The 18,276-nt window shown below is 65.2% G+C and carries 16 protein-coding genes and 3 tRNA genes; 5 read left to right on the plus strand and 14 right to left on the minus strand.

Annotated features, from left to right (window positions below; genetic code table 11):
* Positions 1-16: 16 nt before the first annotated feature.
* From uppS to rpsB, 5 genes are all read right to left on the minus strand, one after another.
* Positions 17-736, minus strand: a complete 720-nt coding sequence (gene uppS / locus M2282_RS01155; protein ID WP_280806972.1) for a polyprenyl diphosphate synthase — start codon at positions 734-736, stop codon at positions 17-19.
* 8 nt (positions 737-744) lie between these two features.
* Positions 745-1,305, minus strand: coding sequence for a ribosome recycling factor (gene frr, locus M2282_RS01160; RefSeq protein ID WP_198787573.1), 561 nt, complete (start codon positions 1,303-1,305; stop codon positions 745-747).
* Between the two features lie 11 nt (positions 1,306-1,316).
* Positions 1,317-2,039 carry a UMP kinase gene (gene pyrH / locus M2282_RS01165; protein ID WP_280806973.1) on the minus strand — a complete coding sequence of 241 codons (723 nt, stop codon included), beginning with the start codon at positions 2,037-2,039 and terminating at the stop codon, positions 1,317-1,319.
* Between the two features lie 96 nt (positions 2,040-2,135).
* On the minus strand, positions 2,136-3,059 hold the full coding sequence (tsf, locus tag M2282_RS01170) for a translation elongation factor Ts (RefSeq protein ID WP_280806974.1): 924 nt from the start codon (positions 3,057-3,059) through the stop codon (positions 2,136-2,138).
* Positions 3,060-3,140: 81 nt separating this feature from the next.
* On the minus strand, positions 3,141-3,896 hold the full coding sequence (gene rpsB / locus M2282_RS01175; protein WP_280806975.1) for a 30S ribosomal protein S2: 756 nt from the start codon (positions 3,894-3,896) through the stop codon (positions 3,141-3,143).
* A gap of 214 nt (positions 3,897-4,110) precedes the next feature.
* On the opposite strand from rpsB, the gene M2282_RS01180 reads away from it, so the two are divergent.
* Together M2282_RS01180 and M2282_RS01185 are read left to right on the plus strand one after the other, a co-directional pair.
* On the plus strand, positions 4,111-5,436 hold the full coding sequence (locus M2282_RS01180) for an amidase (RefSeq protein WP_280806976.1): 1,326 nt from the start codon (positions 4,111-4,113) through the stop codon (positions 5,434-5,436).
* Positions 5,437-5,489: 53 nt separating this feature from the next.
* Positions 5,490-6,743, plus strand: coding sequence for a D-amino acid dehydrogenase (locus M2282_RS01185; RefSeq protein ID WP_280806977.1), 1,254 nt, complete (start codon positions 5,490-5,492; stop codon positions 6,741-6,743).
* On the opposite strand, the gene M2282_RS01190 is transcribed toward M2282_RS01185, so the two are convergent.
* Positions 6,733-7,161 (minus strand): hypothetical protein, encoded by a 429-nt coding sequence (locus M2282_RS01190; protein WP_280806978.1) that lies wholly within the window; start codon positions 7,159-7,161, stop codon positions 6,733-6,735. The two genes, M2282_RS01185 and M2282_RS01190, sit on opposite strands and share 11 nt — an antisense overlap.
* A 31-nt stretch (positions 7,162-7,192) precedes the next feature.
* Here M2282_RS01190 and M2282_RS01195 point away from each other — a divergent pair, with 31 nt between their 5' ends.
* Complete coding sequence (locus tag M2282_RS01195; protein ID WP_280806979.1) at positions 7,193-8,653, plus strand: NAD(P)H-hydrate dehydratase; 1,461 nt, start codon at positions 7,193-7,195, stop codon at positions 8,651-8,653.
* 6 nt (positions 8,654-8,659) lie between these two features.
* Here M2282_RS01195 and M2282_RS01200 read toward each other — a convergent pair whose 3' ends face one another.
* Positions 8,660-9,427 (minus strand): SDR family oxidoreductase, encoded by a 768-nt coding sequence (locus tag M2282_RS01200; RefSeq protein WP_093433108.1) that lies wholly within the window; start codon positions 9,425-9,427, stop codon positions 8,660-8,662.
* 46 nt (positions 9,428-9,473) lie between these two features.
* On the minus strand, positions 9,474-11,744 hold the full coding sequence (gene rnr, locus M2282_RS01205; RefSeq protein WP_432422856.1) for a ribonuclease R: 2,271 nt from the start codon (positions 11,742-11,744) through the stop codon (positions 9,474-9,476).
* Between the two features lie 81 nt (positions 11,745-11,825).
* Between rnr and M2282_RS01210 the strand changes: the two genes are divergently transcribed.
* A tRNA-Leu gene (locus M2282_RS01210) sits at positions 11,826-11,910 on the plus strand.
* A 164-nt stretch (positions 11,911-12,074) separates the two neighbouring features.
* A tRNA-Leu gene (locus tag M2282_RS01215) sits at positions 12,075-12,159 on the plus strand.
* Positions 12,160-12,237: 78 nt separating this feature from the next.
* Here the strand turns inward: M2282_RS01215 and rimO are convergent.
* From rimO to M2282_RS01245, 6 genes are all read right to left on the minus strand, one after another.
* A complete protein-coding gene (rimO, locus tag M2282_RS01220; protein ID WP_280806980.1) occupies positions 12,238-13,644 on the minus strand; it encodes a 30S ribosomal protein S12 methylthiotransferase RimO in 1,407 nt (468 codons plus the stop codon).
* 78 nt (positions 13,645-13,722) lie between these two features.
* Entirely contained in the window at positions 13,723-14,283 is a 561-nt protein-coding gene (gene phaR / locus M2282_RS01225) for a polyhydroxyalkanoate synthesis repressor PhaR (RefSeq protein ID WP_280806981.1), read from the minus strand.
* A 71-nt stretch (positions 14,284-14,354) separates the two neighbouring features.
* Positions 14,355-14,738, minus strand: coding sequence for a hypothetical protein (locus M2282_RS01230; protein ID WP_280806982.1), 384 nt, complete (start codon positions 14,736-14,738; stop codon positions 14,355-14,357).
* A gap of 156 nt (positions 14,739-14,894) precedes the next feature.
* Positions 14,895-14,971 (minus strand) — tRNA-Val (locus M2282_RS01235).
* Between the two features lie 48 nt (positions 14,972-15,019).
* Positions 15,020-17,209 carry a RelA/SpoT family protein gene (locus M2282_RS01240; protein WP_280807701.1) on the minus strand — a complete coding sequence of 730 codons (2,190 nt, stop codon included), beginning with the start codon at positions 17,207-17,209 and terminating at the stop codon, positions 15,020-15,022.
* Positions 17,210-17,272: 63 nt separating this feature from the next.
* The gene (locus M2282_RS01245; RefSeq protein ID WP_280806983.1) at positions 17,273-18,268 is read right to left on the minus strand and encodes an alpha/beta fold hydrolase; all 996 of its coding nucleotides are present in this window, start codon (positions 18,266-18,268) and stop codon (positions 17,273-17,275) included.
* Positions 18,269-18,276 lie beyond the last annotated feature (8 nt).

The raw sequence follows: 18,276 nt of genomic DNA on the forward strand, positions 1-18,276 counted from the left end.
GTAAGTTGTGAGGTCTTCAGGCCGCGGCCGTCGAGACCTGTGCCGAAGTTTGGCCGAAGCGGCGCTCGCGGCTCTGGAACACGGCGATCGCCTCGTCCAGCGCGGCCTCGTCGAACTCGGGCCAGAGCTTGTCGCTGAAGAACAGTTCGGCGTAAGCACTCTGCCAGAGCAGGAAATTCGACAGCCGTTGCTCGCCGCCGGTGCGGATGAACAGGTCGGGGTCGGGCACATGGGCCAGCGCCATCGCGCGGTCCATGTTCATCTCGGTCATCGGCAGGCCCTGCTCGGCCAGCTTCGCTGCGGCCTGGGCAATGTCCCAGCGCCCGCCGTAGTTGAAGCAGACGTTGAGCACGAGCCGCGTGTTGTGCGCGGTCGCCTCTTCGGCGCTCACCAGCCCCGCCACCAGCTTGGCAGACAGGCCGCCGCGTTCGCCGATGAAATGCAGCCGGACGCCATCGCGGCTCAAGCGCGGCACCTCGCGCGCCAGCGCCCCCACCATCAGCGACATCAGGCCTGAGACTTCTTCGGCCGGACGGTTCCAGTTCTCCGAGGAAAACGCGAACACGGTGAGCACGCCCACGCCGCGGTCGGCGCAGGCCTTGACGCAGCGGCGCAGCGATTCGACGCCCTGCTTGTGCCCCGCCACGCGAGGCATGAATCGCCGCGTCGCCCACCGGCCGTTGCCGTCCATGACGATGGCAACGTGGCGGGGAATGTGCGGCGACGACGAGGCCATGGCAGGCCTCAAACGGCCATGATCTCCGCTTCCTTGGCCGCGACCAGGCGGTCGATTTCCGCGATATGGCGGTCGGTGACCTTCTGGATGTCGGCTTCGGCGCGCTTCTGGTCGTCCTCGGAAGCCAGCTTGTCCTTCACCAGCTTCTTGACCGCCTCGTTCGCGTCGCGGCGCAGGTTGCGCGTGGCGACCTTGGCGGTTTCGCCTTCATTGCGGACCAGCTTGGTCATTTCCTTGCGGCGCTCTTCGCTCATGGCAGGCAACGGAACGCGGATCAGGTCGCCCATCGACGCGGGGTTCAGGCCCAGGTCGCTTTCGCGGATGGCCTTCTCGATCTTGGCGCCCATGCCCTTTTCCCAGGGCTGGACGCTGATGGTGCGCGAGTCGAGCACCGACACGTTGGCCACCTGGCTCAACGGCACTTGCGAGCCGTAGTACTCGACATGGATCGAGTCGAGCAGCGCCGAGTTGGCGCGACCCGTGCGGATCTTGGTGAGGTTGTTCTGGAATGCGGCGAGCGACTGATTCATCTTCGCGTCGGTCGCACTGCGGATGTCTGCAATGGTCATCTCAAATACTCCTAGGCATGCACCAGCGTGCCCTCGTCCTCGCCCATGACGACGCGCTTGAACGCGCCGTTCTTGAGGATCGAGAACACCTTGATCGGCAGCTTCTGGTCGCGGCACAGCGCGAAGGCCGTGGCGTCCATGATGCCGAGATTCTTTGCGATCGCCTCGTCGAAACTGAGCGAGACGTAGCGCGTTGCGTCGGGGTGGGTCTTGGGGTCGGCGGAATAGACGCCATCCACCTTGGTGGCCTTGAGCACCAGCTCGGCACCGATCTCGGCACCGCGCAGCGCAGCGGCCGTGTCGGTGGTGAAGAACGGATTGCCGGTACCGGCTGCGAACACCACGACCTTGCCCTCTTCGAGGTATTGCAAGGCCTTGGGGCGCACGTAAGGCTCGACCACCTGCTCGATCGCGATGGCGGACATCACGCGGGCCACGAGGCCCTGCTTGTCCATCGCGTCGGCGAGTGCCAGCGAGTTCATCACGGTGGCCAGCATGCCCATGTAGTCGGCCGTGGCGCGGTCCATGCCGACCGAACCGCCAGCCACGCCGCGGAAGATGTTGCCGCCGCCGATCACGACCGCCACCTGGACGCCCATGTTCACCACCTCGGCCACTTCCTGGACCATGCGAACGATGGTCGCGCGGTTGATGCCGAAGGCGTCATCGCCCATCAACGCCTCTCCCGACAGCTTCAACAAGATTCGCTTGTGGGCTGGGCGGGCATCAGACATGGGCAATTTCCTTTGAGTTGGCGGTGACGAGTGTAAAACGTAGCGATGAAAAAACGACGGCACGCGAGCACGCGCCGTCGTTGGAAGCCTTATGGCTTAAGCAGCGGCCTTGGCGGCTGCAACCTGCGCGGCCACTTCGGCGGCGAAGTCGTCGACCTTCTTCTCGATGCCTTCGCCGACCACGTACAGGGTGAAGCCCTTGATCGAGGTGTTGGCGGCCTTGAGCATCTGCTCGACGGTCTGCTTGTCGTTCTTCACGAACGGCTGGTTGTGCAGCGAGACTTCCTTGAGGTACTTCTGCACGCCGCCTTCGATGCGCTTGGCAACGATGTCGGCAGGCTGTGGCTTCTTGCCTTCGGCTTCGGCCGTCTTGCGGTCTTCTTCGGCCTTGCCGGCAGCAACGGCGCGCTCTTTTTCGATCAGGTCGGCAGGCACATCCGATGCCTGGATGGCGACCGGCTTCATGGCGGCGATGTGCATCGCGACGTCCTTGGCCGACGTGTCGTCGCCCTCGAACTCCACCATCACGCCGATGCGCGTGCCGTGCAGGTACGAAGCCAGCTTGCCATTGCCCGCGAAGTGCTTGAAGCGGCGGAAGCTCATGTTCTCGCCGATCTTGCCGATCAGGCCCTTGCGCACGTCTTCGAGCGTGGGGCCGAAGCCGTCTTGCTCATAGGGCAGCGCGCCCAGTGCGGCGATGTCTGCGGGGTTGTTCTTGGCGACCAGCATCGCGGCAGCGTTGGCCAGGGCCAGGAAGCTGTCGTTCTTGGTGACGAAGTCGGTTTCGCAGTTGATTTCGATCATGCCGCCGGCAGCGCCGTCGACGAAAGCCGTGACCACGCCTTCGGCGGTGATGCGGCCCGACGCCTTGCCAGCCTTGTTGCCTAGCTTGATGCGCAGCAACTCTTCGGCCTTTTCCATGTTGCCTTCGGCCTCGGTCAGGGCCTTCTTGCATTCCATCATCGGCGCGTCGGTCTTTGCGCGCAGTTCGCCGACCATGCTTGCGGTGATTGCAGCCATTGTTGTATCTCCGTAAATCCAAAAATCAGGTTAAAAAAAAGGGGCACCAAAGCCCCTTCTTCAGGCTCGCGAGAGCGCCAATCAGGCCGAAGCGCTTTCTTCGACTTCGACGAATTCATCGGTGCTGCCTTCGGCAATGGCCTTGACCACGTCACCGCCGGCGCTGTTGCGGCCTTCGATGATGGCGTCGGCGATGCCGCGGGCGTACAGCGTGACGGCCTTGGACGAGTCGTCGTTACCGGGGATCACGTAGTCGATGCCTTCGGGCGAATGGTTGGAGTCGACCACACCGATCAGCGGAATGCCGAGCTTCTTGGCTTCGGCCACGGCGATCTTGTGGAAGCCCACGTCGATCACGAAGATGGCGTCGGGCAATGCAGCCATGTCCTGGATGCCGCCGATGTCCTTTTCGAGCTTCGCGATCTCGCGCGAGAAGGTCAGTTGCTCCTTCTTGCTCAGGCTGTCGAGGCCGGCTTCTTGCTGGGCCTTCATGTCCTTCAGACGCTTGATCGAGGTCTTGACGGTCTTGAAGTTGGTCAGCATGCCGCCGAGCCAGCGGGTATCGACGAAAGGCACGCCGGCGCGGCGGGCTTCCGCTGCGACGATTTCACGGGCCTGGCGCTTCGTGCCGACCATCAGGATCGTGCCGCGGTTGGCCGTGAGTTGCTTGGCGTACTTCATCGCGTCCTGGAACATCGGGAGCGACTTTTCCAGGTTGATGATGTGAATCTTGTTGCGATGGCCGAAGATGAACGGAGCCATCTTGGGGTTCCAGAAGCGGGTTTGGTGACCGAAATGGACACCGGCTTCCAGCATTTCGCGCATGGTGGTAGACATTAGAAATTACTCCAAAGGTTGGGTCTAAAATCCAGCCCGTTTTGTGCTCCTTTCGAATGGAGTCACAACACCTTGATTGGGCTGGTTTGCGGATGTGTTTGACTGGATGCAACGGGAGCCGTCGCTCGACCAGCGAAACCCAAAGAGTATAGCACGGCCGCAGCCGCTCTTTCCCCCTTGAACCGAGCCGCCCGCGGCACCCGCAGCCACCTCCATGAACGACCTTCACGCCGCCCGTCTCACCCTTCAGGCAGGTGGCTCCGATGCACGCACCGAAATGGAGCGCGCCATAGAAATTTCCCAGTCGCCGGCCTGCGCCCACGTTTTCACCCGGACGATGTTCGACGAAGCCCGCCGGGACGCCGCCAAGGCCAACCCCGAAAGCAGGCTCGCCGGACTCGCCTTCACGTCCAAGGATCTGTTCGACATCGCCGGCCAACCGACTTCCGCGGGCTCCGTCGTCTTGTCCCACGCACCGGCTGCCAAGGCCGATGCCGTCGCGGTGGCCCGGCTCCGCGCAGCAGGCGGCGTGCTCACAGGCCGCACCAACATGAGCGAGTTCGCCTTCTCGGGCGTGGGCGTCAATCCGCACCACGGGACGCCGGCCAACGTGAGCGACTCGGCCACCCCACGCATCCCTGGCGGCTCCTCTTCCGGTGCGGCGATCTCGGTGGCCAGCGGCGCCGCCTTCATCGGCCTGGGCTCCGACACCGGCGGCTCGATCCGTATCCCGGCCGCGCTGAATGGCGTCGTCGGCTTCAAGAACACCGCCCGCCTCGTGCCGGCGGACGGCGCGCTGCCGCTCTCAACCACGCTCGACACCGTCTGCGCCATGACGCGCTCGGTGCGCGATGCGATCACCGCGCACGAAATCCTCTCGGCACGCCGCGTGAGGGCCGGTACGGCCCCACTCGCCGCCTACAGGATGGCCATCGTGAAGAACGTTTTCTTCGACGGCATCGAGCCCGCCGTGGCTACCGCCTTCGAACGCGCGCTGAAAACGCTTCGCGCCACGGGCACCCGCATCGAGGAGATCGAGCTCCCCGAACTGGCCGACCTGCCATCCATCAATGCCACCGGCGGCTTCTCGGCAGCCGAATCGCACGCCTGGCACCGCCTGCTGCTGGAGCGAAGCGGCGCGGGCTACGACCCGCGCGTGGCCCAGCGCATTCTGCGCGGCGCCGCGATGAAGGCGCACGAGTACATCGACCTGATCAACGCCCGGCGCGCCTGGATCGCCCGCGTCGAGACGGCGCTTGCGCCCTTCGACGCCGTGCTCTCGCCGACCGTGCCCATCACCGCGCCGTCCATTGCCAGCGTGGCACCGGGCGCCGAGCGCGACGATGAATTCTTCCGCGTCAATGCATTGCTGCTGCGCAACCCGTCGATCGTCAACATGCTCGACGGCTGCGCCATCTCGTTGCCCTGCCACACCGCCGGCGAATTGCCGGTCGGCCTGATGCTGTGGCACGCCGCGCTGCATGATGACGCCGTGCTCGCCCTCGCCCTGCAGGCGGAGCGGGCGCTGCAGAACCAATAGCTGTCCACGCCTCTTCACGAGCGTCAGCCATCTCTTTTACCTCTGAACAATCAATGAAAATCGCGATCGTGGGCGCCGGCATCATCGGCGTCACCACCGCCTGGGAACTGGTCTCCGACGGCCATGAAGTGACCGTGTTCGAGCGTCGCGGCGCCGCGGCCGAAGAAGCCAGTTTCGCCAATGCCGGCGTGGTTGCGCCGGGCTACGTCACGCCATGGGCTGCGCCGGGCATGCGCATGAAGGTACTGCGCTCGCTGCTCTCCTCGCACGGCGCCATCAAGCTGCGCTGGCCGCTGGGCACGCGCGACCTCGGCTGGATGTCGCGCTGGCAGAAGGCCTGCAAGCTCGAGACCTACCTCGCCAACCGCGCCCGCATGCAGCGCCTCGCTTTCTACAGCCGTACCCGGCTGCACGAGGTGACCGAAGCGCGAGAGCTCAGCTACGAACGCAGCGACGGCTATCTCGTGCTGCTGCGCTCCAAGCGCGAGAAAAAGCTGATCCAGCCCGGCCTCGAAGTGCTGCGAACGGCCGGCAGCGTGTTCCGCGAAGTCGATGCGGACGAAGCCCGGCGGATCGAGCCCGCGCTCAACACCGACACCCCTCTGGCAGGCGCCATTCACCTGCCGGAAGACGAAGTCGCCAACTGCCGCCAGTTCGCGCTGCTGCTCAAGTGGGAGGCCGAGGCGCACGGCGCGCAGTTTCACTTCAACTGCGACATCGCGCCACTGAGCCGCGCGGCGCCCACCTCGCTGTCGCTCGCCAGCGGCTCCGAAGCGCTGCGCTTCGACGCCGTGATCGTCTGCGCCGGCCTGGCCTCGGCGACGCTGCTGCGGCCGCTGGGCCTTCGCATTCCGCTCGCGCCGGTCTACGGCCACTCGGTCAGCGCGCCGGTGCGCGAGCCGCTCAACGCACCGCGCAGCGCGGTGATGGACGAGCGCTACAAAGTCGCCATCTCGCGCCTGGGCCAGCGCGTGCGCGTGGCCGGCAGCGCGGAAATCGGCGGCTCGCTCGACACGATGAATCCGGCCGCGATCCAAACGCTCTACAAGGTGCTGCACGACTGGTTTCCGGGCGCGGCGACGCTGCAATCGGGCGTGCAGCAATGGAAAGGCGCGCGGCCGATGCTCCCCGATGGTCCGCCGGTGCTGGGCGCGAGCGGTATTCCCGGGGTATGGCTCAACCTGGGCCATGGTTCGAGCGGCTGGGCGCTGTCGTGCGGCAGTGCGCGCGTGCTGGGTGATCTGATCGGCGGACGCGATCCGGGCGTCGATCTCGAGGGCCTGGGCGTCGAGCGGCTCAGTCTCTAGGGTCCCAGCGCCGAAGCATTTCGGGGCTGGGCGGCGCCTCGACCGGCAGATCGGGCTCCGCCGCCGGCCTGAGCCTCTCGGCGACCCACGCCAGCAGCGCGGGCGCAATGAGCGCAAAGAAGACAAGGCACAACAGGTCCGCGCCCATCATCAGCCAACGCTGCGCGGCCGAAAGTCCCTCGACCGGCAGGTCGAACCAGCGGATCATGCCGACTCCATAGGCAACGCCCGCAACCCACGCCACGTCGCGCAACGGCACCCACCGCTTCACTTCGGCCAGAAGGAAGATGCCCCAGACCAGGCCCAGCAAGCCGAGCGACCACCCAACGCCAGCGATCCACGCCAGCGCCGCCATCAGGAAAAAGACGATCCCCGCGAGCAGCAGGACCAGCAGCCAGCCAAGGCTCTTGAGCTTCATTCGTCGATCATAGGGCGGGCAAAATGGGCCGATGCACCGCATCACCTCCGCCACCGTCGCCGACCTGTTCGACATCGCGGCAACGCGCCACATCGAGCAGGCCGCGGCAGCCGCCCTGCCCGCTCACACGCTGATGCGGCGCGCCGGCCTCGCAGTCGCGCGGCTCGCCATGGCGATCGCGCCACATGCCCGCACGATCTGGATCGCCTGCGGGCCGGGCAACAACGGCGGCGACGGCTTCGAAGCAGCGGCGCAGTTGCAGCATCGGGGCTTCATGCCGATCGTCACATTCCTGGGCGACGAAAACCGGCTGCCGCCCGATGCCAAGGCATCGCTGCAGCGCGCCCGCGACGCCAGCGTCATCTTCAAGCGGCAACCGCCCGCCGAATACGAACTGGCGATCGACGCGCTGCTCGGCATCGGATCGACCCGGCCGCCCGAAGGCGTCATGGCCGAGTGGCTTCAGGAAATGGATACGGGAGGCCAGCCGGTGCTCAGCGTCGACGTCCCATCCGGATTGAACGCGGACACGGGGCTTCTTTCGCACAGCATCGGCGCCCATGCGGACACGGCCCGTTTCTGCTTGACCTTCCTGACTCTGAAGCCCGGGCTCTTCACCGCGCATGGCCGCGACGCGGCGGGCACGGTGTGGTTCGACGACCTGGGCTGCGGCAAGGGCGCCGAGCAACCGACCGCGCGCCTGGCGGGCGCTCCCAGGACACAGCGGCGCACCCACGCATCGCACAAGGGCAGCTACGGCGATGTCGCGGTGATCGGAGGCGCGTCCGGCATGGCGGGCGCCGCGTTGCTGGCCGGGTCGGCCGCGCTGCATGCGGGCGCCGGCCGAGTGTTCGTCGGGCTGCTCGATGCAAGCGCCGCGCCGGTCGATATGGCACAGCCCGAGTTGATGCTGCGGGATGCCAACGCACTCGACCTCTCGGACATGACCACAGTCTGCGGCTGCGGGGGCGGCACCGACGTCCGCACAGTGCTGCCGCGCGTGCTGGCGAGCGCGGCCGCGCTGGTGCTCGATGCCGATGCGCTCAATGCCATTGCCATGGACAGCACCTTGCAGACGCAACTCGCGTCGCGCGCTCGACGTGGACGGCCCACCGTGATCACACCCCATCCGCTGGAAGCAGCGCGCCTGCTGGGCTGCACGGCCAGCGACGTTCAGGCAGACCGACTGGCTGCAGCCCGCAAGCTTGCGTCGCGCTTCGGTGTCGTCGCCGTGCTCAAAGGCTCAGGCACGGTGATCGCCGGCGACAGCAGTGTGCCGGCGGTGCTCAATCTCACAGGCAACGCGCGGCTCGCAACAGCCGGCACCGGCGACGTGCTGGCCGGCATGATCGGTGCCGCGCTGGCAGCGAAGCAGCCGGCCTTCGAAGCGGCGTGCGAAGCGGTCTGGCGGCATGGCCGCATCGCCGACACCTGGCCAGCCGATGCGGCGCCGCTCACGGCCGGCACGCTGGCGCACCAGGCGCCCTTCTGACAGCTCCTAGCCGCGTCCGACGAAGGGCATCTTCGTCGCCATGATCGTGTGGAACAGGACGTTGGCTTCCAGCGGCAGGTTCGCCATGTAGAGCACCGACTGGCCGACGATCTTGACGTCGATCAGCGGCTCGATCGCGAGCTCCCCATTCGCCTGCGGCACGCCCTTGGCCATGCGCGCAGCCAGTTCGGTCATCGCATTGCCTACGTCGACCTGGCCCACGGCAATGTCGTACTTGCGGCCATCAAGCGATGCTGTCTTGGTCAGACCTTCGACCGCATGCTTGGTTGCTGTGTACGCCATCGAGTTCGGACGCGGCGCGGTGGCCGAGATGGAGCCGTTGTTGATGATGCGGCCGCCCATCGGCACCTGCGCCTTCATCGTGCGGAACGCCTGCTGGATGCAGAAGAACATGCCGGTGAGGTTGATGTCGACCACGCCTTGCCATTGCGCGGGCGTCCAGTCCTCGAACGGCCCCGGCGGGTTGCCGACGCCGGCGTTATTGAACAGCAGGTCGACGCGGCCGTAGCGCTCCACCGTGGCGGCGAAGAGCGACTGCACCGATTCCGCATTCGACACATCGGTCGGCACCGCGAAGGCGCGCGCACCGGCGCCCGACTCTTCGGCCACCTGCTCCAGCGGCTCCAGGCGACGGCCCGCGAGGACCACGCTCCAGCCATCGCCCAGCAGCGCCAGCGCGGCGGCCCGGCCGATGCCGGAACCCGCGCCGGTGACGATCGCGATGCGGCCCTTGTTATTGCTTTCAACGCTCATGCTCAATGTCTCCTTCTTTGTCTGTCGTATCGGGTGGAGGTGGCTTTTATCCACGGCGGGGCTTGCGCCCCTTCATCTTGTTGGCGGCCTTCTTGACCGCCGACTTGAAGGCCTGCATCGCCGACTGCGGCCCGGCGGCAACCGCAGCCGTGCTGCGGTCTGCCCGCTGGTCGCTGGTGGTCGCCTCTGCCTTGTGGCGCGAACCGCGCTTGGCCGACGCCTTGACCGGCACGCCGCCGGATGCGGCACCCTTGTCCTTCATGGCGCGCGCCGTGAGGTCTTCGCCTTCACGCACGAGGCGGAAGTCGATCTTGCGGCCGTCCAGGTCGACGCGGCTCACCTGCACCCGCACCCGCGTGCCGATGGCATAGCGGATGCCGGTGCGCTCGCCGCGCAGCTCCTGGCGCATCTCGTCGAACTTGAAGTATTCGCCGCCGAGCTCGGTGATGTGCACCAGGCCCTCGACGTACATCGCGTCGAGCGTGACGAAGATGCCGAAGGTCGTTGCCGCGGTGACCACGCCGCCATATTCCTCGCCCAGGTGCTCGCGCATGTACTTGCACTTGAGCCAGGCCTCGACGTCGCGGCTGGCCTCGTCGGCACGGCGCTCGTTGGCGCTGCAATGCAGGCCCGCGGCTTCCCAGGCCAGCACTTCCTTGGTGGGCGCGATGGTCGCCTTCTGCGGCTTGGTCGTCGGCGCCTTCACGCGCGAGGCGAGGCGCTTGGCCAGCTTGGCATGCGCCTCGCCCGGGGTCGGCAGCATCGGCAACTGGTAGCGCGTCTTGGTGAGGATCGCCTTGATCACGCGGTGCACCAAGAGGTCGGGATAACGACGGATCGGACTGGTGAAATGCGTGTACGCCTCGTAGGCCAAGCCGAAGTGGCCGCTGTTGAACGGCGTGTAGATCGCCTGCTGCATCGAGCGCAGCAGCATGGTGTGGATCTGCTGCGCGTCGGGGCGCTCCTTGGTGGCTTCGGCAATCGCCTGGAACTCACCCGGCTTCGGATCGTCGGTGATCGTGAGGCCCACGCCCATGGCCTTGAGGTAGCCGCGCAGGATTTCCTTTTTCTCCGGCGTCGGGCCTTCGTGCACGCGGAACAGGCCCGGGTGCTTGCCTTCGGCAATGAAGTCGGCGCTGCAGACGTTGGCCGCGAGCATCGCTTCCTCGATCAGGCGGTGCGCCTCGTTGCGCGTGCGCGGCACGATCTTCTCGATGCGGCCGGCGTCGTCGCAGATGATCTGCGTCTCGGTGGTTTCGAAGTCGACCGCACCGCGCTTGCCGCGCTGCTTGAGCAGTGCCTTGTAGACATCGGCAAGGTTCAGCAGGTCCTTGACGCGGTCCTTGCGCTTGGCAGCTTCCGGGCCGCGCGTGTTGCCGAGGATCGCAGCGACTTCGGTGTACGTGAAGCGCGCATGGCTGAACATCACGGCCGGATAGAACTGGTACGCGTAGATCTCGCCGTCGGCAGCCACGAGCATGTCGCACACCATGCACAGGCGCTCGACCTCGGGGTTCAGCGAGCACAGGCCGTTCGAGAGCTTCTCGGGCAGCATCGGGATGACGCGGCGCGGAAAGTAGACGCTGGTGGCGCGGTCGTACGCGTCGATGTCGATCGCCGAACCGGTCTGCACATAGGCACTGACGTCGGCGATTGCGACCAGCAGGCGCCAACCCTTGCTGCGGCCCACCTTGGCGGGCTCGCAATACACGGCGTCGTCGAAGTCGCGGGCGTCTTCACCGTCGATGGTGACGAGCGGGATGTCGGTCAGGTCGACGCGGCCCTTCTTGTCGGCGGGACGGACTTTCTCGGGGAGTGCCTTGGCTTCGGCCAGGCATTCCGCGGAGAACTCGTGCGGCACGCCGTACTTGCGCACGGCGATCTCGATCTCCATGCCGGGGTCGTCGATCTCGCCCAGCACTTCACGCACGCGGCCCACGGGTTGACCGAACAGTGCCGGCGGCTCTGTGAGTTGCACCACGACCACCTGCCCTACCTTCGCGGGACCGGTCGCGCCCTTGGGGATCAGGACGTCCTGACCATAGCGCTTGTCTTCAGGGGCTACGAGCCAGATGCCGCCCTCGTGCAACAGGCGGCCGATGATGGGCTGCTCGGGGCGCTCGACGATCTCGACCACGCGTCCTTCGGGACGACCGCGGCGGTCCTGGCGCACGACGCGCGCCTTGACGCGGTCCTTGTGCAGCACCGCGCGCATCTCGTTCGGGGGCAGGTAGATGTCTGCCTCGCCGTCATCGCGTTGCACGAAGCCGTGACCGTCGCGATGTCCTTGAACAGTGCCTTCGAATTCGTCCAGCAAGCCGCTGGAATTGACATTATTTTTGATATGATCTCCTTCTTTCCTGAAATTCAAAACGTACCTGCTTTTGCAGTTACGTGGGCCCAGATGGCGGAATTGGTAGACGCACTAGTTTCAGGTACTAGCGAGTAACATCGTGGAGGTTCGAGTCCTCTTCTGGGCACCAAGTTTAAACAGACCCTCATCGGGTCTTTCGATTCAAGCCACCGGCCTCCGGTGGCTTTTTTCTTGCCTGCTCGAATTCGAACCTGCATCGAATAGCCCACGAACCGCTTCGAAGCCGCGAAAAAGCGGCATCCGATTTGGTATACTCGTAGGCTTTCCTGAAAAGCCCAGATGGCGGAATTGGTAGACGCACTAGTTTCAGGTACTAGCGAGTAACATCGTGGAGGTTCGAGTCCTCTTCTGGGCACCAAGGTTAAACAGACCCTTACCAGGTCTTTCGATTGAAGCCACCGGCATCCGGTGGCTTTTTTCTTGCCTGTTCGAATCATCAAACGGGCAGCGCAATCAGGTCATGGCCCTCGGCGCCAACGATGCGCGCGCGGGTGAACTCGCCAACCTTCAGCGTCTTGCTGATCTTCTCGGGCGGCAGCAGCCGCACGGTGCCGTCGATCTCCGGTGCGTCGGCGTAGGTGCGCCCCACCCCGCCCTTGCGGCCCATGCCGGGAGCCGAATCCACCAGCACCTGCATCGTCGCGCCGATGCGGCGTTGCAGCTTGGCGATCGACACAGCTTCAGCCACTTCCATGAAGCGCGCGCGACGCGCTTCACGCTCGGCCGCAGGCAACATGCCAGGAATGTCGTTGGCGGTCGCGCCTTCGACCGGGCTGTAGGCAAAGCAACCGGCGCGGTCGATCTCCGCTTCACGGATGAAGTCGAGCAGATGCTCGAACTCCTGCTCCGTCTCGCCAGGAAAGCCGGCGATGAAGGTGCTGCGGATCACGAGCTCCGGGCACACCTCGCGCCAACGCGCGAGCCGTTCCAGGTTCTTCTCGCCGCTGGCCGGGCGCTTCATGCGCTTGAGCACATCGGGATGGCTGTGCTGCAGCGGCACGTCGAGGTACGGCAGCACCTGGCCGCTCGCCATCAGCGGAATGATTTCGTCGACGCTAGGGTACGGGTACACATAGTGCAGGCGAACCCAGGCACCGTAAGGCTCGGCGATCTCGCCGAGCGTGCGCACCAGTTCGAGCATGCGGGTCTTGACCGGCTTGCCATCCCAGAAACCGGTGCGGTACTTCACGTCGACGCCGTAGGCGGAGGTGTCCTGGCTGATCACCAGCAGTTCCTTCACACCACCTTCGAACAGGGCCTTGGCCTCGCCGAGCACATCGCCCACCGGCCGCGACACGAGGTCGCCGCGCATCGAAGGGATGATGCAGAAGGTGCAGCGGTGATTGCAGCCTTCGCTGATCTTCAGGTACGCATAGTGGCGCGGCGTCAGCTTGAGGCCGGCGATGCCGAACGTGCTCGGCACCAGGTCGATGAAGGGATCGTGCGGCTTGGGCAGGCTGGCATGCACCGCATCCATCACCTCTTGCGTGGCGTGCGGACCGGTGACGGCCAGCACACTCGGGTGCATCTGGCGCACCAGGTTGCCGCCCTGGTCGCCGGTCTTGGCGCCCAGGCAGCCGGTGACGATGACGCGGCCGTTCTCAGCCAGCGCTTCACCGATGGTGTCGAGGCTTTCCTTCACGGCATCGTCGATGAAGCCGCAGGTGTTGACGATCACCAGATCGGCACCTTCGAAGGTCTTGGAGGTCTGGTAGCCCTCGGCGCTCAGCCGGGTCAGGATCAGTTCGGAATCGGTCAGGGCCTTGGGGCAGCCCAGGCTCACAAAGCCGACCTTGGGGGCGGTCGACACGGTCATTCGTTCGGGGGAGGCAACTTCGCTCATATCCCTCTATTGTCCCAGCTATCGGCGACAGCCGGGCAATCATTGGGCAAGCCCCGCCTTTGCGCGGCCCGGAAGCGCTCAGGGACGCTTGATGCCAAAGGCCCCCAGCACCTGCTCGGTGTTTTTCTGCATCTGCTCCTGCATCTGCAGGAAGACATTCTTCGATTGTTCGACGTAGTTGCCCATGAGCCCCTGGAGCATCGGCGACTGCATCGTCATGAATTTCGACCACATCTCGGGCGTCAGGCCTTCGGCCTTGTCGGCGAGTTGGGCCTGCACTTCGGTCATGGCCTGGATGTTCTTCTCGAGATAGGGCCCCATGTAGCCCTGCATCGCCTGACCGTAGAAACGGATGATGTTGGCCAGCACCTGCTCGGTGAACATCGGCGCGCCGCCCGCCTCTTCTTCCAGGATGATCTGCAGCAAGATGCTGCGCGTGAGGTCGTCGCCGGTCTTGGCATCGCGCACCACGAACTGGGCATTCTGGATGACCAGCTGCTTCACCTCGGTCAGGGTGATGTACGTGGATGTCTCGGTGTCGTAGAGCCTTCGGTTGGGGTACTTCTTGATCACACGCTGTACCGGTTTGACCCCGGACTTCTTGCTCTGCACTGCGAACTCCTTCACATGGACGCCCATGTCATCGGATGATTCTAGGGAGCGGTTTTGCTGCACCGCGACAAGGTTTACCCTGACCGCGCGCCGCACCTTCAGTCCCGCGATGTCGCGTACTCGGCACCGCACGCGTGGCAGGCCGCCGTTTCCGGGCGCTCGTCGGTGGCATCGCGAAAGCGGAGCGGACACTTGTGCCCGTAGACCACCCAGCACCGCGGGCAGTGCTCTTGGCCCAGGGTCGGCAGGTAGGCTCGGGCGCGCTGCTCGGCGCGCTCTTCGGTCACCGATACGCCCTGTCGTTGGGCGCGGGCCACTTCGCGTGCCGCCATGGTGTCGGTACGACCACTTGCGCAATCGTTGATGCCGTAGACCGCGCGCGCAAACTCGATGGGGGCCTGCCGCAACAACGCGGCAATGCGCATGTCGGCATGCGCCCGATCAACAAACGTTGATCGCGTATTCATCGGATCGCTGGTCAAGGAATTGGGAATGGATTTGCAAGACGGCCAAAGTAGCACAACAACATGGCCATGGTCTTTATCTGCATCACCACAAGGGACGATTGAAACACCGGGGAACCCGGTGAAAGCTCTGTTCAACAGACCCGGTGGTTGGCCGGGAGTTGGAACAGAAATTGGTAGGCGCGATTGGACTCGAACCAACGACCCCCACCATGTCAAGGTGGTGCTCTAACCAGCTGAGCTACGCGCCTAAGGATGTGTCCGAGAAGCAGCTATTGTAGCAGGAGAAAACACGCTTTTCAGCGGCGACGTGCAGATCGCACACCAACAACTGCAGTGACGATGCCGAGCACCTGCGTCAGCCGCGCTGCATCGGCGATTTCCACGGTAAAGGTCATCCACGCCGTGCCCTTCACCGATTGCGTCTGCACACCGATCACGTTCATCTTTTCTCGAGCGAACACATCCGAGATATCGCGCAGCAGCCCTTGGCGGTCGGCTGCTTCGACGGACACGTCCACCGCGTACACCGGCGCATCGCCGCCCTTCTTCGTGGCGCCCCATTCGACATCGATCACACGCTCGCCATCGCGCGCAGCCATCGTGCGGAAGTTGCTGCAATCGCTGCGGTGCACGCTGACGCCGTGGCCGCGCGTCACGAAGCCGCTGATGGCATCGGGCGGTGCGGGCTTGCAGCACTTGGCGAGTTGCGTCATCAGCGACGACACGCCCACCACCAGCACGCCGCCCTTGCCGGACTTCTCGCTGCCGCGCGCTTTCTTGATCTGTACCCCATCGTCGGGATTCGGCGCCGGCTCCGGCGGACGCAGCAGCGTCTCGATGTTGCGCAGCGAAAACTCGTCCTTGCCGACCACCTCGAACAGATGGTCCGCCGACTTGAAGCCGAGCTGTGACGCCAGGTCCTCGAGCCGCATGGCCGTCTTGCCTTCGCGCTGAAGCAGCTTCTCGACGGCTTCGCGTCCGCGTGCGACGGTCTCGTGCGTGATCTGCGCGTTGAACCACGCGCGCACCTTGGCGCGTGCACGGTGACTCGCCAGATAACCCAGTTCGGCATTGAGCCAATCGCGCGACGGGCCGCCTTCCTTGGCCGCAATGATCTCGACCGTCTGCCCGTTCGACAGCGGCGTGTTGAGCGGCACCATCGCCCCATCGACGCGCGCGCCGCGGCAGCGATGGCCCAGCGTGGTGTGCACCGTGTAGGCAAAGTCCACCGGCGTTGCGCCCTGCGGCAATTCGACGATGGCCGCGTCGGGCGTCAGCACGTAGATGCGATCGTCGAACAGGCCCTGCCCTTGCAAGCCGCCTGAGAGATCGCGCTCCCACGCCAGCAACTGACGCAGCACCGCGATCTTCGCGTCGTACTCGCCGCTTGCCCAGACGCCCGCATAGCCCTTGTGTCCCGCTTCCTTGTAGGCCCAGTGCGCAGCCACGCCATGCTCGGCGTGATCGTGCATTTCTTCAGTGCGAATCTGGATCTCGATCGGCTTGCCCGGCTTGCCATCGACCAACTCGCGCACCACGGTGTGCAGCGACTGGTAGCCGTTCGGCTTGGGCCGCGCGATGTAGTCGTCGAACTCCTCGTCGATGGGCTGGAAATGCGTGTGCACCCAGGCCAGTGCCGCATAGCAGTCCTTCACGTCCGCGACCACCACGCGCAGCGCGAGGATGTCGAACACCTGCGCGAAGTCGAGCGACTTGCCGCGCATCTTCTTGACGATGCTGTAGATGTTCTTGGGCCGTCCCTGCACCGTGGCGTGCACGCCTTCGGCCTGCAGCTCGCGCTCGAGCTCCGAACGCAATTGCTCGATGTGGCCTTCGCGCTCGATGCGCTTCTCGTCGAGCAGCCGCGCAATCAGCTTGTAGGTTTCCGGTTCGATGAAGCGGAACGAAAGATCCTCGATCTCCCACTTCACCTGCCAGATGCCCAGGCGATTGGCCAGCGGCGCGAACACCTGCAGCGACTCGCGCGCCACGCTCTCGGGCGCCGGCTGCTTGCTGGCGGCCGCATGGCGCAAGGTCTGCAGGCGAGAGGCCAGCCGCAGCATCACGACGCGCAGGTCGCGCGAAAACGCCAGCAGCATCTTGCGCACGTTCTCGGTCTGCGCACCCGCTCCCTCGCCGTGATGGCCCTGCGATGCCGAGCGGGCCTGCTCCTGCACGCGCACCAGCTTGGTGGTCTCGACCGCGAGCGCCGCGAAGTTGTCGCCGAACACCTTGGCGATCACCTCCTGCGGCCGGTTCAGGTGCTGGCACGAATAGACGAGATAGCTCGCTGCCTGCATCGCTTCGGAGCCACCCATCTTCGCGACGATGGCGGCCACTGCATCGGCATGTGCCAGCGTGTTCTCGCCGGTGTCGAGCTTCTCATCGGCGATCAATGGCTCGGCGAATGCGCGCGCACGAGCGAGCATGTTCTCGATCACCGGCGTGCGGTCGGCCGTTGCGGCCGACAGCGGATAGTCGACCACGGCGGTATCGGACAGGGGTGCCGTCTGCAGGCTCGAGGACTCGCGCTTCACGCTTTCACCCCATCAATCGAACAGGAAGGATGTGACGACCGCAACCTGCGCGGGATCGATGAATGTCGGCGCATGGCCCACACCTTCGAACTCGACCAGCGCCGCCTTCGGGCCGCGCTGCGTCATGGCCTTCGCGGTCTCGCGCGACAGCAGGTCCGACTCGGCGCCGCGTGTCACCAGCGTGCGCGCAGTGATAACGTCGTACAGGCTCCACATGATCGCGCCGCCCTGTGCCGCCGCTTCGGGCGTGATGGCGCGCAATGCCACGGCGATGGCCGGGTCGTAGTGAAGCATCCAGGAATCAGAAGCGCTGTCGTCGGCCGCGTCGACCTTGGCAGCACCATCGGCCGTGCGCTGCGACGCAGGCACCACCATGTGCTGCGAAAGCGCAAGCCACTGCTCGGGCGTGTGCGGCCCGAAGCTGGTCGAGATCGCCCACATCGCATCGGCCGCTTCCTTCACGCTGCCATAACGTCCGCCCTGCCCCACATACGCGGCGATGCGCTGCAACGCGACGGGCTCGATGGTCGGGCCGACATCGTTCGCGATGAAGCGGCGCACCGGCCGTGCGAGCGGCAGCTCCTTGTGGCCCGCCAGCACGAAGCCGATCAGCCCGCCCATGCTGGTGCCGAAATAATCCAGTGTTTCGATGGCCTGTTCGCGCTGCAGTTGCGCGATCAGCGCGACCATGTCGGCTGCGTAGACAGGCACCTGATAGAACGCCGGATCGCGCAGCCAGTCGCTGCGCCCGCGCCCCACGACATCCGGGCAGATCACCCGCACATCGCCGCCCGCGCACGCCACGATGGCCTGTGCCAGCACGTCGAAGTCGCGCCCTTGCCGGGTGAGCCCGTGAACGCAAAGCACGACATGCGCGCTGCGTTCGTCGCCCCATTGCCAATAGGCCATGCGATGGCCGCCCTGGGCGTCGTCGCATGCCACGTAATGAAGCGTCGGTTCGGTCATGAAAACGGGAGAGTCGTGGTGCGGATAATGGTCTCGTTGCATCCTAATTC

Origin of the sequence: Variovorax boronicumulans (genome assembly GCF_029892485.1) — a bacterium.
Classification (GTDB): domain Bacteria; phylum Pseudomonadota; class Gammaproteobacteria; order Burkholderiales; family Burkholderiaceae_C; genus Variovorax; species Variovorax boronicumulans_B.

Coding starts and splice junctions, on each gene's coding strand:
- uppS (WP_280806972.1), bottom strand. CDS start 736: ATGGCCTCGTCGTCGCCGCACATTCCCCGCCACGTTGCCATCGTCATG.
- frr (WP_198787573.1), bottom strand. CDS start 1,305: ATGACCATTGCAGACATCCGCAGTGCGACCGACGCGAAGATGAATCAG.
- pyrH (WP_280806973.1), bottom strand. CDS start 2,039: ATGTCTGATGCCCGCCCAGCCCACAAGCGAATCTTGTTGAAGCTGTCG.
- tsf (WP_280806974.1), bottom strand. CDS start 3,059: ATGGCTGCAATCACCGCAAGCATGGTCGGCGAACTGCGCGCAAAGACC.
- rpsB (WP_280806975.1), bottom strand. CDS start 3,896: ATGTCTACCACCATGCGCGAAATGCTGGAAGCCGGTGTCCATTTCGGT.
- M2282_RS01180 (WP_280806976.1), top strand. CDS start 4,111: ATGAACGACCTTCACGCCGCCCGTCTCACCCTTCAGGCAGGTGGCTCC.
- M2282_RS01185 (WP_280806977.1), top strand. CDS start 5,490: ATGAAAATCGCGATCGTGGGCGCCGGCATCATCGGCGTCACCACCGCC.
- M2282_RS01190 (WP_280806978.1), bottom strand. CDS start 7,161: ATGAAGCTCAAGAGCCTTGGCTGGCTGCTGGTCCTGCTGCTCGCGGGG.
- M2282_RS01195 (WP_280806979.1), top strand. CDS start 7,193: ATGCACCGCATCACCTCCGCCACCGTCGCCGACCTGTTCGACATCGCG.
- M2282_RS01200 (WP_093433108.1), bottom strand. CDS start 9,427: ATGAGCGTTGAAAGCAATAACAAGGGCCGCATCGCGATCGTCACCGGC.
- rimO (WP_280806980.1), bottom strand. CDS start 13,644: ATGAGCGAAGTTGCCTCCCCCGAACGAATGACCGTGTCGACCGCCCCC.
- phaR (WP_280806981.1), bottom strand. CDS start 14,283: ATGGGCGTCCATGTGAAGGAGTTCGCAGTGCAGAGCAAGAAGTCCGGG.
- M2282_RS01245 (WP_280806983.1), bottom strand. CDS start 18,268: ATGCAACGAGACCATTATCCGCACCACGACTCTCCCGTTTTCATGACC.